The 16,157-nt window shown below is 46.3% G+C and carries 14 protein-coding genes and 1 pseudogene; 6 read left to right on the top strand and 9 right to left on the bottom strand.

The genetic code is table 11. The features are described 5' to 3' along the window. Positions 1 to 10 precede the first annotated feature (10 nt). From E0E16_RS11080 to rsxA, 6 genes are read left to right on the top strand one after another with little or no spacing between them, the layout of a single operon-like run. Complete coding sequence (locus E0E16_RS11080) at positions 11 to 919, top strand: Fe-S cluster domain-containing protein (RefSeq protein WP_130830344.1); 909 nt, start codon at positions 11 to 13, stop codon at positions 917 to 919. Next, positions 916 to 2,277: an electron transport complex subunit RsxC gene (rsxC, locus tag E0E16_RS11085; RefSeq protein WP_130830345.1), complete on the top strand. Its 1,362-nt coding sequence runs from the start codon at positions 916 to 918 to the stop codon at positions 2,275 to 2,277. The genes E0E16_RS11080 and rsxC overlap by 4 nt, the downstream gene beginning before the upstream one ends. Positions 2,278 to 2,285: 8 nt before the next feature. Next, on the top strand, positions 2,286 to 3,281 hold the full coding sequence (locus tag E0E16_RS11090; RefSeq protein ID WP_130830346.1) for an RnfABCDGE type electron transport complex subunit D: 996 nt from the start codon (positions 2,286 to 2,288) through the stop codon (positions 3,279 to 3,281). Next, a complete protein-coding gene (locus E0E16_RS11095; RefSeq protein WP_130830347.1) occupies positions 3,278 to 3,856 on the top strand; it encodes an RnfABCDGE type electron transport complex subunit G in 579 nt (192 codons plus the stop codon). The genes E0E16_RS11090 and E0E16_RS11095 overlap by 4 nt, the downstream gene beginning before the upstream one ends. A gap of 16 nt (positions 3,857 to 3,872) precedes the next feature. Continuing rightward, complete coding sequence (gene rsxE, locus E0E16_RS11100; protein WP_130830348.1) at positions 3,873 to 4,457, top strand: electron transport complex subunit RsxE; 585 nt, start codon at positions 3,873 to 3,875, stop codon at positions 4,455 to 4,457. 6 nt (positions 4,458 to 4,463) lie between these two features. Further along, positions 4,464 to 5,066, top strand: coding sequence for an electron transport complex subunit RsxA (gene rsxA, locus E0E16_RS11105; RefSeq protein WP_130830349.1), 603 nt, complete (start codon positions 4,464 to 4,466; stop codon positions 5,064 to 5,066). A gap of 464 nt (positions 5,067 to 5,530) precedes the next feature. Here the strand turns inward: rsxA and E0E16_RS11110 are convergent, their stop codons facing one another. The 9 genes and pseudogenes from E0E16_RS11110 to E0E16_RS11150 all read right to left on the bottom strand — a co-directional run bounded on the left by E0E16_RS11110 (position 5,531) and on the right by E0E16_RS11150 (position 15,970). Further along, the gene (locus tag E0E16_RS11110; protein ID WP_309253789.1) at positions 5,531 to 7,822 is read right to left on the bottom strand and encodes a TonB-dependent receptor domain-containing protein; all 2,292 of its coding nucleotides are present in this window, start codon (positions 7,820 to 7,822) and stop codon (positions 5,531 to 5,533) included. Between the two features lie 271 nt (positions 7,823 to 8,093). Beyond that, positions 8,094 to 8,480: a DUF5024 domain-containing protein gene (locus E0E16_RS11115; protein WP_130830350.1), complete on the bottom strand. Its 387-nt coding sequence runs from the start codon at positions 8,478 to 8,480 to the stop codon at positions 8,094 to 8,096. Positions 8,481 to 8,536: 56 nt separating this feature from the next. After that, the gene (locus E0E16_RS11120) at positions 8,537 to 9,073 is read right to left on the bottom strand and encodes a PG0215 family putative anti-sigma factor (RefSeq protein ID WP_130830351.1); all 537 of its coding nucleotides are present in this window, start codon (positions 9,071 to 9,073) and stop codon (positions 8,537 to 8,539) included. After that, entirely contained in the window at positions 9,036 to 9,539 is a 504-nt protein-coding gene (locus tag E0E16_RS11125) for a GFO_1088 family ECF-type sigma factor (protein ID WP_255418177.1), read from the bottom strand. The genes E0E16_RS11120 and E0E16_RS11125 overlap by 38 nt, the downstream gene beginning before the upstream one ends. Continuing rightward, positions 9,540 to 10,481 (bottom strand): GIN domain-containing protein, encoded by a 942-nt coding sequence (locus tag E0E16_RS11130; RefSeq protein ID WP_130830352.1) that lies wholly within the window; start codon positions 10,479 to 10,481, stop codon positions 9,540 to 9,542. Between the two features lie 552 nt (positions 10,482 to 11,033). After that, positions 11,034 to 11,197, bottom strand: a pseudogene (locus tag E0E16_RS15035) (IS1380 family transposase); the annotation flags it as partial. Positions 11,198 to 11,276: 79 nt separating this feature from the next. Continuing rightward, a complete protein-coding gene (locus E0E16_RS11140; RefSeq protein WP_130830647.1) occupies positions 11,277 to 13,196 on the bottom strand; it encodes an Ig-like domain-containing domain in 1,920 nt (639 codons plus the stop codon). 170 nt (positions 13,197 to 13,366) lie between these two features. Further along, the gene (locus E0E16_RS11145; protein ID WP_130830353.1) at positions 13,367 to 14,902 is read right to left on the bottom strand and encodes a GH3 auxin-responsive promoter family protein; all 1,536 of its coding nucleotides are present in this window, start codon (positions 14,900 to 14,902) and stop codon (positions 13,367 to 13,369) included. 114 nt (positions 14,903 to 15,016) lie between these two features. After that, positions 15,017 to 15,970, bottom strand: coding sequence for an IS30 family transposase (locus E0E16_RS11150; RefSeq protein WP_130828553.1), 954 nt, complete (start codon positions 15,968 to 15,970; stop codon positions 15,017 to 15,019). Positions 15,971 to 16,157: the final 187 nt, after the last annotated feature.

Below are 16,157 nucleotides of genomic sequence, written 5' to 3' on the forward strand. Positions count from 1 at the left end.
AAAAACATATATGAACTTTATTTTAATTGCAGTAATAGTACTGGGAGCAATAGCACTTGTGGCGGCAGTGGTGCTGTACATCATCTCCAAGAAGTTTGCTGTTGATGAAGATCCGCGATTGGAAACCGTTACCGAGGCATTGCCCGGTGCCAACTGCGGAGGATGCGGCTTCCCGGGCTGCGGAGGGATGGCGGATGCCTTGGTGAAAGGTGCTGATGCCGGTTCAATCGAAGGCTTGTTCTGTCCTGTAGGCGGACAAGAAGTAATGGAACAAGTTGCTGATATCTTAGGAATGGCGGTTGCGAAGACCGACCCCATGGTGGCTGTGGTTCGTTGCCACGGAACGTGCGAAAATCGTCCGCGCGTTGCCGAGTACAATGGTATGCGCACTTGTGCCGCCATACACTCCACCGGAGCCGGTGAAACAGCATGCGGTTTCGGATGTCTGGGATGTGGCGACTGCGTGGAGGCATGCGGTTTCGATGCCATTCACATGAATCCGGATACCGGTTTACCGGAAGTAGATGACGACAAGTGCACCGCCTGCGGAGCCTGCGTGAAAGCATGTCCGAGAAATATTATTGAATTGAGGAAGAAAGGTTCGAAGAACCGCCGCATCTATGTACGATGTGTAAACAAAGACAAAGGCGCAGTGGCGTTGAAAGCCTGCAAAGTTGCCTGCATTGGTTGTGGAAAATGTCTGAAAGCTTGCGCGTTTGATGCCATTACCATTGATAACAACCTCTCATACATTGATTACAACAAGTGCAAGATGTGTCGCAAGTGCGTGGACGCCTGTCCGACACATGCCATTGTCGCGCTTAATTTCCCAATAAGAAAAGCTGCTCCGGCGACAAACGAGAAAGTAGAAAGCGGCCGACAAAACAAGGATTCGAAGAAAGAGGAGGAAAAACAATGAGACTACATACGTTCAGAAAGGGTGGCGTGCACCCGGAGGAAAACAAACTGACAAGCAACGTTAAAACAAAAGTTGCCGCCTTGCCCAAACGTGCCATCTATCCGCTTCAACAACACATTGGAGCACCGGCGAAAGCAGTGGTGAAAAAAGGCGATAGCGTGAAGGTAGGTACAATGATTGCCGAAGCAGGAGGATTTGTTTCGGCTCCGATTTTCTCTGCCGTTTCCGGCAAGGTGCTCAAGATTGATAATGTCATCGATGCCACCGGCTATCGCGTTCCGGCAATCATCATCGACGTGGAAGGCGATGAATGGGAAGAAAGCATCGACCGGTCGGACGCTATCGTCAGACTTGCCCAACATCCGGAACTGACACCGGAAGAAATAACACAACGCATCAAGGAGGCGGGTATAACCGGTATGGGAGGCGCAAGTTTCCCCACTTTCATCAAACTAACACCACCGCCGGGAACAAAAGCAGAATGCGTGATTATCAATGGCGTTGAATGTGAGCCTTACATCACTTCCGACTTCCGGTTGATGATGGAGCATGCCGACGAAATACTCATAGGTTTGGAACTGCTGATGAAGGCTGCCAAAGTGGAGAAAGGTTATATCGGAATTGAGGAAAACAAGCCCGAAGCCATAGAACTGCTTACGAAGAAAGCCGCCAACAAACAGAAGATAACCATTGTTCCTTTGGCGCAAAAATATCCACAAGGAGGTGAGAAACAATTGGTGGATGCCGTTATTGGTCGGCAAGTTCCGGCACCTCCTGCCATTCCGGTACATGTGGGGGCGATTGTTCAGAATGTAGGCACCGCATACGCAGTGTATCAGGCGGTAATGAAGCACAAACCGCTCTTTGAACGCTATACGACCGTAACGGGAAAGAAACTGGCGCATCCCGGCAACTTCCTTGTTCGCATGGGAACGCCCATGATCGACTTGATAGAAGCTTGTGGCGGAATGCCTGAAGGCGACAACAAGATATTGGCAGGTGGTCCGATGATGGGAAAAGCCTTGATAAGCACAGAGGTTCCCATCTGCAAAGGAACAAATAGTGTTACCATTCTCACCGATTCCGATGCACGCAGAAAAAAAGTTCAGCCCTGTATTCGCTGCGCGAAATGCGTGAGCGTGTGTCCGATGGGACTGGAGCCTTACTTCATTGCCACCGCTTCCAACTTCAAGGATTGGGAACGATGTGAGCACGAGTGCATAACATCGTGCATAGAGTGCGGCTCCTGCCAGTTCACATGTCCTTCCCATCGCCCACTGCTTGACAATATTCGCAACGGGAAGCAAACTGTAATGAAGATTATTCGTGGTAGAAACAGCCAAACGGCTAAAAAATAAAGAGTAAGATGCAAAAATTAATAGTTTCGTTATCACCGCATGCACATGGCAAGGAAACGGTGGAGAAGAATATGTACGGTGTCATCATCGCCCTTATTCCGGCTCTGATTGTGTCATTCCTGTACTTTGGCATCGGCTCGGTGATTGTTTGTCTGACAAGTATTGCCGGCTGTATGTTTTTCGAGTGGGCAATCACGAAATACATGTTGAAGCAAGAGCCTACGCTCATGGATGGTTCAGCCATTGTTACCGGACTGTTGTTGGCCTTTAACCTGCCGAGCAACCTACCAATGTGGATTACGCTGATAGGAGCTTTGGTAGCCATCGGCATAGGGAAGATGACTTTCGGCGGAATGGGTTGCAACCCATTCAATCCGGCTTTGGTAGGCAGATGCTTTCTGCTGGTCAGCTTTCCGGCGCAAATGACTTCCTGGCCGGTATTGGGACAGTTGAGCAAATATCTCGATGCATCAACCGGAGCGACACCGTTAAGCATGATGAAGAGAGCCATCAGAATGGGCGATGCTTCCGTCTTGGACAATCTTCCCAACTCGCTCCATCTGCTGTTGGGTAACAATGCTTCCGGAGGTATGGGCACCATAGGCGAGGTGTGTGCCTTAGCACTCATCGGCGGATTGATATATATGTTATGGCGGAAGATTATTACGTGGCACATTCCCATTTCAATCCTTGTTACCGTTTTCGTATTCTCGGGACTTTTGCATCTCGCAAATCCCATCTACGCCGACCCGCTTACCGTCTTGTTCAGCGGAGGACTGATGCTGGGAGCCATCTTCATGGCAACAGATTATGTTACATCGCCCATGACACCGAAAGGACAACTCATCTATGGCATATCGATTGGTCTGCTTACGGTTGTTCTTCGCAACTGGGGAAGCTATCCGGAGGGCATGTCGTTCGCCATTCTCATCATGAACGCGTTCACACCACTTATCAACGCATACATCAAACCTAAAAGATTCGGGGAGGTAATAAAGAAATGAAGAAATTAGAGTCCTCTTTAACTAACATGGTGGTTGTGCTCGTTGCCGCAGCCCTGCTAATGGGAGGCGTGCTTGCCTACATCAACGAGCTGACAAAAGATACCATCGCGGCACAAGCCGAGAAGAACCTGACTGACGGAATTACCTTGGTGATGGGCGGTGGACAACTCAACGTAACATCGACCGACACCGTCAAACAAACGATAAAAGGCAAAGAGACTGCCTTTGTTGTGCATCATGTCGCCAATGCCGGTAAATCGTTGGGTGCCGCCGTGGAAAGTATCACGCAAGGCTTCGGTGGCGACTTGAAAGTGCTGGTGGGTTTCGACCCAGAAGGCAATATTTTGGGCTACACCGTCCTTACCTCCACTGAAACACCGGGACTTGGGGCGAAAGCCGACAAATGGTTCCAGAAGGATGGGAAAGGCTGCGTAATAGGGAAGAATCCAAGCAAAAAGCCGCTGACGGTGCGCAAAGACGGTGGAGAGATTGATGCCATCACCGCGAGCACCATCACCTCGAGAGCTTTTTTAAGTGCCATCAACCACGCTTACGAAGCTTACATGAAGAAATAAGAAAGGAAGAAAAACTATGAATCATCTGAAAATATTAACCAATGGACTAATCAAGGAGAACCCTACGTTCGTGTTGCTCCTCGGTATGTGTCCCACACTTGCCACCACGACAAGTGCCCTCAATGGCATGTCTATGGGATTGGCAACGTTGTTCGTGCTCATCTGCTCCAACCTTGCCATATCGTGCATCAAGAGCGTTACCCCCGACAAGGTGCGCATCCCTGTCTTCGTGGTAGTGATAGCCTCTTTCGTAACCATTCTTCAAATGCTCATCAAAGCCTATGCGCCTGCCGTGGACAAATCGTTGGGCATCTTCATTCCACTGATTGTGGTCAATTGTATCATTTTAGGTCGCGCTGAGGCGTTTGCCTGCAAGAACACACCACTGGCAAGCATCTTCGACGGATTGGGCATAGGACTTGGTTTTACGTTTGCTCTTACTTTGTTGGGAGCGGTAAGAGAACTGCTCGGCGCCGGTTCGCTCTTTGGTTTCGTACTCCTGCCTGAAGTAACGAACACACTACTCTTCGTATTACCACCGGGAGCATTTATCACGCTCGGCTATCTCATCGCGATTGTCAATAAATTTAAGAAAGGATAAAGCATTATGGAATATATCTTGATATTTATTTCGGCGATTTTTGTCAACAACATCGTTCTTTCACAATTCCTTGGCATCTGCCCATTCCTCGGCGTTTCCAGAAAGGTAGATACTGCCTTGGGAATGGGGGCGGCGGTGGCGTTCGTGCTCACCTTGGCAACCATCGTTACCTATTTGGTACAAATCTACGTGCTCAATCCTTTCGGGCTACAATATCTCCAAACTTTGGCGTTCATCCTCGTGATAGCCGCGCTGGTGCAGATGGTTGAGATTATCCTCAAAAAGGTTTCCCCCGCCTTGTATCAGGCGTTGGGCATCTTCCTGCCACTCATCACCACCAACTGCGCCGTATTGGGAGTTGCCATCCTCGTCATACAAAAAGACTTCTCGCTGTTGCAGAGCGTGGTATATGCCTTCTCCACGGCATTGGGTTTCGCACTTGCTCTGACCATCTTTGCAGGCATTCGCGAGCAACTTGCTTACACACGCGTTCCAAAAGGCATGCAAGGCATGGCGATTGTGCTTGTAACGGCTGGTTTGCTTTCGCTTGCTTTCATGGGTTTCTCGGGCGTGGACGGAGGATTGAAAGCCTTGTTCGGACTAAATTAAGCCTCCGCATCCCAACTTTTCCAACAGAAATTCAAGAAGCATGACAGGGTGCTTCTTGAATTTTATCAGCCTAAGTTTCACTCCTCAAATTATTTTAGCTTATTCTGCAAAAATGTGGCGTATGGCTCATTTTTGCAGAATAAGCACAATAATGTCCTAAATTTTCTTCATTCATCCACCAAAAGCTTAGCTTTCACTTTCCAAAAGCTTACCTTTTGCAGTGCAAAAGGTCATGAATCGGAATGCAAAAGCTAAGCTTTTAAATCGCAATTAATATTATACTGATTATCAACAGATTACAAAACATGCCCCAACAAAGTTTTTGTAATATAATTTCATGGTGTGAAGCAGAAAGAAAACCATTAGGAGTTTTCAATCATTCAACAAGAAAGAATAACGCTTCACAATAACCATAAAAAAACGGAGCAGCTGTGGTTGCCGCTCCGTTCTCTCCTTTCAGTATGTCATTTGCCGATGCCTCCCACGACATCATTGTTCTGTATCGTCTTGTCGGCTTTCTTCACGGAAGCTTTTAGCTTTCCAAACCTCCATGATAGTCGGATTCCAAAGTTACGCGACTTCTGTTCCCAGTTGTCATAACCGATGTAATCGCCTTGCACGATGCTACTCTTCATGTGGTCATGGTTCGTAAACGGCATCGAGGTGAAGACCGAAACGTTCAACTTATCTTTCAGGAAAGAGCGTGTAAGCGAGAAAGAATAGTAATACCATCGACCTCCGTATCCATAAACATTATCAATGTTACGCCCGAACTCGCCACCCCCATCGACATCCATCGTGAGTTTCCAAGGCAACTGCTGCTGCAAGCTAAGAAAAGCCTGACCTCCCCATCCGCTCAGGCTGAGATTGGGGGCGGGGATGGACTTCTTCTCGCTCGTGATGTTTCCATTCAGATTGACATTCGTTCCGGCAAAGGGTTGCCACTGTACATAGCCCGAAATCTTAAAGGCACGGTATTTCATATCGTTGGCATAGGTGTACGTAACGATTCCGTCATTGACAAACCGCGAAGTGGTTATCCAGTTGTTGGCGAAAGTATAAGAAGGATAGAACGAGAAGGTAACTTTCGGACTCATGAAACTATAGGTAAGCGATATGCTGTGGCTTTTACTACTGTTCAAGTGAACATTACCATAGGAAATGCTGGTAGGCGTCTTGAATACGGCGGGATTGAGATAGGTGATGCCCGGACGTCGAATTTGCATGCCGTAGCTTAGTTTTAACGACTGCGAATCGGTGATTTTATATTGCACGCTCGCAGAGGGCACCCAGTCATTGAGATTCCGATGGAAGCCTTCCGCGCTGCCATTGGGATAGGATGCCTTCAGATAGCTGTATTCATAGCGGAGTCCGGCACGTGCCGACCATCGCTCGCTGTGGAACAAATAAGAGAGATAGGTTGCCGCAACCTGCGTGTCGTGATTGAACAAGCTGATCATGTTCTGTTCCTTACCAAAATAATCCATTCGCGAATCGCTTTTGTTGCTGCGGTTGATGTACTTCAAGCCCATCTCCATGGTGTGAAGTTTGGCAAGCGGACGGACATAATCTAATTGCAGGGTATGCTCCACGAATCGTTCACGGTTTTGCTTTTCGTAGCCTTTGTAATCGATGGGGAAGTTCTGTGTCTCGGCAAAATCGCTCCGGGTGGTGTCGTGGCGTCGCGTAGTTGCCAACATATAGGACAGCGTGAACACCTCTCCCTCTCGCTTGGTTTTGTGCTGATAGTCGGCTCTTCCGTTTAGATTGTAAAACGAATAGCCCGGCATGGTGAATAGCTCTTTGTACTTGTAAAGTAGGTTGTCGTGGGCATCGTAACGCTCTTCAGAGGATATTCCGTTGAGGTTTACCGTGTAATACATCCCCCCGAACGAGAAACTGAGCAGGTTGAGAGAATCAATGTCGTAACTTCCGTCTATATTTCCGTAATGGATATTTGCGGGTTGTTTGTTCTTCCCACGTGAATAGGAGTACTCTCCCGATTGCAAATACTTTTTGTAAACTTCGGTCTCGGCATCCACTTCTTTCGCAGCCTGATACCTATAGTTGTAGTTCGCGGTGAGAATGAGCTTTCCCACTTGCGTGGTGATGAAACCTCCCGTACCCACGGAACCACGCGAATTGGCATTGGCTTGAAGCGAGCCTGCCACTCCCTGCAACCTACTGTCGGAAAGGGTTACGATGTTGAGGATAGAAGTGGTGCCTTCTGCATCATATTTCGCTCCCGGATCGGTGATGACTTCTATCTTCTTGATGCTCGAAGCGGGAATAGACTTCAGAATGTCCTTGGCGTTGGAACCCGCAAGACTTGGATCGGGATGCCCGTTGCGATAGATTTTGAACGAGGAAGAACCTTGTACCTTGATGTTGTCCTGACCGTCCACTGTTACCAACGGCACTTTCTTCAGAATTTCCAGTATCGTCTTGCTCTTCGCGCTCTCATCGTGTTGCACGTCGTAGGTGAGCTTGTCGATTTCGTTCTTCACCAATTGTCGTTGATGGGTAACCACCACTTCGTCGATTTGCTGCACCCGAATGGTATCAGAGTCAGCCGGTGTTTGTGCTTGTGCGCCCATCGCAATGATGCAACCCACTATCACGGAAAGGATTCTTGATGATTTTCTCATGTTTTCTCTGTATTGGTTGTTTTGTGTAAAGGCATGAAGAAACAATAACTTTCCCATCGGAATGGGGGCGATAAGTTTAAGTGTCGCTATGTCATTGTTTATTCTCACGCAGTTCCAACATTTTTAATTATCTCTTATAAGCAATTTATTTTCAGACGAATATCTAAAAAACAGGAAGGGTGGGGGATTAGTTACCGCCATGCTGCATGAAACGGTAACAAACCGAAACTCCCCATGATGCAAAGATACTCATTATCCATGAAAATATTTTACTGTTTTACTGTTTTTTACGTTCCATCCGATTTTTTTTTATCATCGACTTCGGATAAGTCTTCCGGAATGGTTCTTCATTATTTCTTGGGTTGTAAGCTTTTCATCATTATTTTGTTTGGATAATGATGGTTACTTTCGATTTGTCGGGATATTTTTTTTCCTTCTTTTTCAGCATATAGATGCGCACTTGGTCAGACTTGTCGATGACAAGTAGGGTGGTTCGCGTGTTGTCTTTCAGCATTTCCGACCAAGTTCCAGTAGCGGATTCCGCCTTGAATGCTCGATAGAATTGCGCTCCGTGTCCATATTCCACTTCCAATGTCTTGACCACCTTCTCCACCTTGCGAGTTCTCGGATTGCGCTTTACCACGGTGATGAAGACGGAACCTCCCGTAATGGAATATTTTTCCACCAATTTATCAATGCTGTTTTGTGCCTGTGCTCCGACAGTTGTCAGCAGGCAGACGATTATAAATATCACATATCTTCTCATAACAACCTCTATTTTATATCAACCTTATTCCATACACTCGATGAAGCCAACCACCTCTACACGCCTTTCAGTAGATTTTCCAGCTCTGCACGCTGCTGAGGGTCGGTAATGTTTTCCAATACCTCGCCCTCAGCTTCATTAATAACGTACTCGCTCTCCACCTTGCGCTCTATTTTGTCAGCTTCTTTCAATGTTGCCTTCACCTTGGGCTTTATTTTTTGCCAGTTGTCAATCCGCTTTCCGTCCACAATCATGTAGCTGCCGGCATAGGTTTGCGCCACCATTTGCTCGCGATGCAGATAGAACCCCACAAAAGTTCCCATGAGCAACAGCAGTGAAGCTGCCACGACTATTCGCAGCCAATGGTTTCGATGCCGATAGTCAATGCGCCTTGGCTCGCGTTTCACATCCCGATTCGTATTACATGATGGAAGTTCGGCATAGTCGTTGAACATCATTCGGTAAGGTCGCAATTCTGAAGGCACTTGTCCGCTTTGGAAGAAACGATAGAGTGTTGTCTCCTCGGCAAGTGTTGTCTCCCCATCAAGAAACTTTTCAATCAATATTTTTATTTCTTCCATTTTCATCTTCATATTTCTTTAGTATTTTCCGGCGAGCTCTGCTGATTGCTTGTCGAACTGCCACTTCCGAACTGCCCATAATCCGGGCAATATCGCCGTATTCCATTCCCTCAATATGGCGCAGACGAAGAAGTGTTTGTTGAAGTCCCGGCAAGTTATCCAAAATCGACATCATTCGATTGTATCGTTCTACGCTCCCTTTCTCTTCCTCGCTCGCGAGTTGCACATCTGCCAAGGATTGGCACGGACGTTGCCTTCGCAAATAGTCGATCGACAAATTGCGTGTCAGCACCGATGCAAGGGGCATGAGTGGCTGATGGAGCTCCAAGCGAAGTTGCCAGAGACGCAACATCGTGTCTTGCACAATGTCTTCTGCCGGCTCTTCACTTTTCAAGTAGCGCACGGCAACGGAAATCAATCGCGCCCGCAATTGTGTGGCTTCTTGTTGGAACTCCGCGTCGGTCATGCCATCTTTCACTTAATAATTATTCAGCTTGGAAGTATCGATGTTGGAAATACCGGAGGATTGTATGTTCACGTTGTCTGCCTTCCCCGAGAGAACCATTTTCCCCACTCCGGGATTGCAGGCGGAAATGTTATCGCAATCCAGTCTTGCCATTATTTTTCCATTGCCTTGATTTTGTATATTGAGTTTCTTTCCGCTAAAATCTATATTCATATTTCCCACGCCCTGATTTTTAATTCTCAGCAAATCAACGTTAGAGAATTTGAGCGACATCTTTCCCGTTCCCAAGTTGTCTATTCGCCCGTTACTTCCGTTTATCGTCATGTTGAACGTTGCCGAGCCGCTATTAGTAATCCGGAAATCATCGGCAACCAAATTTCCGAACACTTTACAGTTTCCGTTATTATTCAACTTGGCTTTCCGTGTGCGGATATTCATTCTGTAAGTGCCCACACCACTCGACTCCAATTGAAAGTCATCGCAATTAATCTGACCTATTGACAGCTTCGATACGCCACTGACTTTTATTTTCATCGTTCCCGCCTTTATCCGGTTCGATTGGAAAGTGCCTACACCCGACAAATCGACATCGTCCATACACGGAGAACAAATCTTTATGCGTGGTTTTCTTTCGCTTGATTTGTGAGTGGTTTCACCCCATCTTCTTGTCTCGTAGATTTTTAAAATCCCATTGTTTACTTTTATTCCGAGACCTTTCATGAAACGTTCAGAAGCCGTTACCACAATGCTGTATTTAGTACTTTGAACATACTCAACGTCTGCCACTGTGCTCATGCTCACACCATGGAAGTTTTTCAGGTTGAAAGACTTTTTCGACAGTTTTTCATTCAACATTCTACCATTCACAGAGGTGTCGATCATCTGGCAATTACCTTTGCAGCCGGAAGCGAGAATGGTAAGAAAGGTGAAACTTAAAAGGAGGATTCGTTTCATAAGCTGTTATTATTATTGATTTTTTATCTTGGGTTTCTGCAAATAGTACGCAAGAAGTCCGGTTTTGTGACAACTTGTTTGTAGTTTTTTTGATTGCAGGATTGTTTAATATACAAAAATAATACTATTTCCTTACTTTCTCAATCTATCTTCCGTTTATTTTTCTTCGCACCTCTTCAGCAATAAAATTCCGGTTGTATGTATATTTGCTGACGGCAAAGAGAGCGTTTATCTCAAATCGGTCATTAGGATTTCTCGATGTTGTATGGCAGTGAGAAATTCTTTATCTTTTCTCAACGGTATTCTAATCACCATGAAATTATATTACAAAAACCGTGTTCGATACACTCTGCGTAATCTATTGATAATCAGGACGATATTAATTGAGATTTAAAAGCTTAGCTTTTGCACTCCGATTCATGACCTTTTGCATTGCAAAAGCTTACCTTTTGGAAAGCGAAAGGTAAGCTTTTGATAGATGAATGAAGAAAATTCAGGACATTATTGAACTTTTCCCATATCGTCAGGGAAGGATTTTCACGTTTTCAATGCTCAAAAAAAATAAAGAATAGGCTTGTCTTTTGTCTTGTCCGGACAGGTGCAGATGTTGATATGAGTTCATGGCGTATGGTTTTTAGAAACTGCTTTTTCTTGGAGTTGATTAGTGCATGACGAAACAGCGACATGAAGTTATACGACATGACTATAAAGTTTCCTCGCAAAAGCCCATGAACTGAATGTTTACGGAACAAAAAGAAGCCGACAAAGAGTAAATCGCAAAGGTAGCAAGAGGCGTCAGACACCCACCTTTGGATTATACTCCAGTCCCAAACTCTTTGCTCGCTCAATATTTCTGCTTTTCACTTTTTTGCGATTTTCCGATTTCTGCTGTGTTATCTTACCTGGTTTTTGCAAATAGAGTGGCGTGTTTTTCGGATTCCATGTCTCCCGCACGTCCCAATTTGCCTTACATTCTATTTCGCGAGGATAATAATAAACTGCCTCTGCTTGTCGCTGCGCACTGTAAAGTCCGGTGTCCCACTGTCCGTTGTCATTGTCGTCCACCCACAACCTCATGTAATACGTGCCCGGATTAACATAGTAGAAGGTGGCTACGTTCTCTTTCAATGGCACTTCCTTCACCGGTTTGTCGCTCTCATTGAGCAACTGCACTACGCAATTCTTGCCTTTCATTCCCTCTACGGTGATGATGAGCGTGGCAAACTCAGATAGTGCTTTCACCTTGAAGCCCTGTTTGTATTTATTGGATGTCTTTCCGTAGATATCGGTGAAAGCCGTTGAGTCGATTTCCAGACTGTATTCGTGTCCGCCATTCCACGCTCCCACAAGCTTATAGCGACGAGGGACGTTCGGATCGGCACCCAATTGATATTTTGTCCTGTACCAAAGGGTGTCTATTTTCTCATAGAGATGTATCTTCGTTGTGTCCAACTCGGCGAGAGGCGATTGGAAATCGAAAGAGATGTTCTCATCCGGAGCCATGAGTGAACCGACGTTATATTTCACACCGTAAGGGTCTGCCGGAAATTCGCTTTGGTAATCCTTTCCCCGCTCCTTGTTTTTGTTTTGCTGTTTCAGCCATTTGTCGTATTCTTCTTGCCGTTTTTTCTCACGTTTGGCATAGGGAGTTTTCGCCAATACTTCCAAGGTGTCGGTTTGCAAGACAAGGTTGTTGAGTGAATCGCTTCCCTCGTATTGCATTTCCATCCTGAGCGTGTCTTGATTTATCAAGAGTGTGTCGCGCAACCAATAGGTTATCGTGTCCTGATTGACCGATGATTCCACCTCGAAAGCGTCGTTGGCGTTGAAATTCAGTCCTCTGAGTTTTGGCAGATTCTTATGTCCGTAACTGAAGAAGAGCGTGAAATGGTCGGCATTCTGTCGTTCCGCCTTCATGAAGTAGCGATTGGTCTGCAATTCGGTGAACGCCTTCAGCACCACATCGTCGGGCAAGAAATGTGTGTAGGAGTCACGTTTAATGTCGGAGATGCGGAGCGAATCCTGCCAAATGGTGTCTTGACGCACATCCGAAATCGCAGAGGGCATGATGACTTCCGGCGTGAAAGCTATCTTCTCGGCAGGCTGATTGAAGAAATAGTTTCCATCAGCGTCCTGCAAGGCGTAAATTCTGTAATCGCGTTTTGCCACCCCCTTGATGACAAAATAGCCGCGGTCGTTGGTGCGAGATACGCGAAGCATTGGTTCGCGCAAAAAAGCCGTGTCGGCTTGGTTGGCATATAGTCCCACGAGAATGCCCTTGATGGGTTCCAAGTTCTCTGCTTCGAGCACATAGCCTGCCACTTCCATTGTGTCGATATCCTCTCCGGTGGAGAAAGTATAGGTATAGTTTCCAAGCGGATTTCCCTCGTTATTGTCGGAGATGGCATCCGAGAAATCTATCGTGTAAGTGGTATTGGCTTTCAGGGAGTCTTGCAGTTGCACCAAGATATGTTTGCCGGAAGCGGTAATCTCCGGAATTTCCAACTGTGGAGGCGATACCACCACCTTTTCGGAAGGATTGTCGAGCTTGATGAACTCATCGAAGACGATGGATATTTTCTTGCTTTTCACTGCTGTGGAGCGGTCTGCCGGAAATGTTCTCACTATCTTTGGAGGTGTCTCGTCAAACCATCCGCCGTCGGGTTGTCCCATTCTCGCGCAAGAAACCAAAAGGAAAAAAGACAAGAGACCCATCGGTAGTGCTGCATTGAAAGAGCCATTTCGGAAAAAGGTAAAACCGCCCGAAGCACCTTTCGTTTCAGACAGGCGTTCGGTAAGTTCCTTTATGTTTTGGAATAATCTTGAAAACATTGATTTTTTTGTTACGTGAAAGAATTGTTCATCGACTGATAAAAAGCGTTCTGTCAGCTTTGCTGTTGCTCTTCGGGAGTGTTGTTCAGTGCCAACATTTCTTCTATGTTCTTTCTGCTGTTGGAAAGTCGCGGTATCTTGTGCTGACCGCCGAGTTTTCCCTTCGATTTCAACCAGTCGTTAAAGAGGTCGTGGCGTGCGGAGATGATTTCCAATCGCTGAAGTGTGATGTCGTGCGAACGCTTGGCTTCATAGTCGGAATTTATTTCCTGCAACTTAGAATCAAGAATATCGGCAAACTGCTCCATGTTCTCTGGAGCTTTTGCAAACTCTATGAGCCACTGATGGCGGCATTTGGCTTGGGCATCCATGTAAATGGGAGCAGCGGTATATTCGGAGATTTGTGCACCCGTTTGTTTGCAAGCAGCTTCAAGTCCCTTTTCGGCATTGTCCATGATGAGTTCCTCACCAAAGGCATTGATGAAGTATTTCGTTCTGCCGGTGATGATGAACTTATAGGGATTGACCGACGTGAACTGCACGGTATCGCCAATCGCATAACGCCATAATCCGCAAACGGTACTAATGAGCATGGCATAGTTTCTGCCTGTTTCCACGCCACTCAAGGGAACGATGTTGGGCTTTTCGCTGTCAAACTCGTCCATGGGCAGAAATTCATAGAACACACCGTAATCGAGCATAAGAAGCATACTGCAATCGGTGAGGTCGCTCTGGATTCCGAAAAAGCCTTCTGAAGCATTGTAAGTCTCCATGTAATTCATGTCCGACTTCGTTATCAACTGCTTGAATTGCTCTCGATAAGGGGTGAAGGCTATGCCACCGTGAAAGAACACCTCAAGATTTGGCCACACCTCTTCCAGATGTTTCTTGCCGGTAAGTTCCATAACGCGCACAAGAACAGAGAGCATCCACGAAGGCACTCCCGAAATGCTGCGCACATCCTTGTTCATCGTCTGCTCCGCTATGAGGTTTCGCTTCACCTCAAAGTCGCTCAAGAGAGCCACTTGCTTGGAAGGCACGCGACGAAGATTGGCAAGCGGATTGATATTCTCGATGAGAATGGCACTGAGGTCGCCCACCAATGAATTGGGCAGATTGTAATTGGGAGAATGACTGCCACCCAAGATGAGGTTTTTACCATCGAAGACACGACTTTCGGGATGGTTCGACAAGTATAATGCCACAACGTCCTTTCCACCTTGGTAATGAATGGATTGCAAGCCTTCGGAAGAAATGGGAATGAACTTACTCTTGTCGTTGGTCGTTCCCGATGATTTCGCGTACCATCTTACCAGCCCGGGCCACAACACATCGTGCTCACCGTGGCGCATACGGTCGATGTCGGTCTTAAGTTCCTCATAGGTATTTACCGGAACGCTTTGAGCAAAGTCTTCGTATGACTTGATAGTAGAGAAAAGATGATTTCGCCCATATTCGGTTTCCTTGCCTTGTTCCAACAAATAGCTCAATACTTCGGCTTGAAGGGCTTCACCCTCATGCACGTATTTGTCCAATTCGCGACAACGAGGGCGAAAATACAGCTTATCTGCTATGCGTGTAAGATTCATTTAATGTCCAGTTGATTGAACTACAAAAGTAATGTAAAATTACTGAATATAGTTTTTTTTCACTTATTTTAATAAAGGAACGCAGAAAGGCGGATTCCATAAGCAAGTGCAAAATTACACAATTCTTTGTTTAATCATATCTTTTGGCTTTTGAAATTGATTCTTTTTTCTTGGTCTGTTGTTTAATTTCTCTATTATATGTTTTATCATTCCCTTGGATATACCTTTGAAATTGGTCTTCTTAGGTATATATTGCCTGATGAGTCCATTCATGTTTTCAATTGCCCCCTTTTCCCATGAGGAGTATGGATGCGCAAAATAAACAGTTGTACCTAGTTTCCTTGCTATAATCTCATGTGCTGCAAACTCACTTCCGTTGTCCGTGGTAATAGTCCTGACTGGCAATTGGGACTCTCTAAGCAGCCGCACCACGGCATGCGCCAAAGGTACGGCCTGTTTTCCCGTTTCAAGTTTCTCCATGAGCATATAACAGCTCTTCCTGTCCACCAACGTTACGATGGCACCTTTTCCATTCTTTCCCACGATGGTGTCCATTTCCCAATCGCCTATGGAACGACCGTCTGCCTCGACGGGTCGTTCGTCAATCGAAACTCTGTTAGATATCAGTGCGCTGCCCGACATATTAGATGTCCTGCCCTTGTGCCCGCCATGGCGAAGGTGTTTCCGGATATTATCCTTATGGTGCGGGGAACTGGCTGCTATCCAATTATAGATAGTAGACTTGGAGACCTTCATGCCTTCCTCTCTCCTAAGCCAGCCGGAAACTTCCTCGGGGGACCATTGCTCATGGCGGATAAGTTCAAACACACGGCTGCAGACATAAGGCTTGACAGAACGGTTGCCAGGGTTGTTCGACTTGCGACGGCGAGCTCTGAGTATTGCCAAATGACAGCTGTAGATACCCTTCTCATTTGAATTACGATTAATTTCGCGAGAGACGGTACTTACAGACACGCCAATTGTCTCGGCTATAAAACTAAGTGAGAATTTCTTTTGGAGTAACACACTTATTGTGTATCTTTGCTCCGAGGTTAATTGTTTATACATTGCAATACAAAATTAGTTAATCTCAGGGAGAGGGACGAAAGTCTTTCTCCTTTTTTTTGTATTGCTTAAGTTATCCGTCAATGCTCTTTGGGGGCTTCGCGCCCCCAGCCGCAAGGCAAACCTCCGCGGTGTTTTTCATAGTTATTGCACCCACAGAGATTTTGCACTTCTATTTGGAATTAGCATA

Origin of the sequence: Prevotella rectalis (assembly GCF_900607215.1) — a bacterium.
Taxonomy (GTDB): Bacteria; Bacteroidota; Bacteroidia; order Bacteroidales; family Bacteroidaceae; genus Prevotella; species Prevotella brunnea.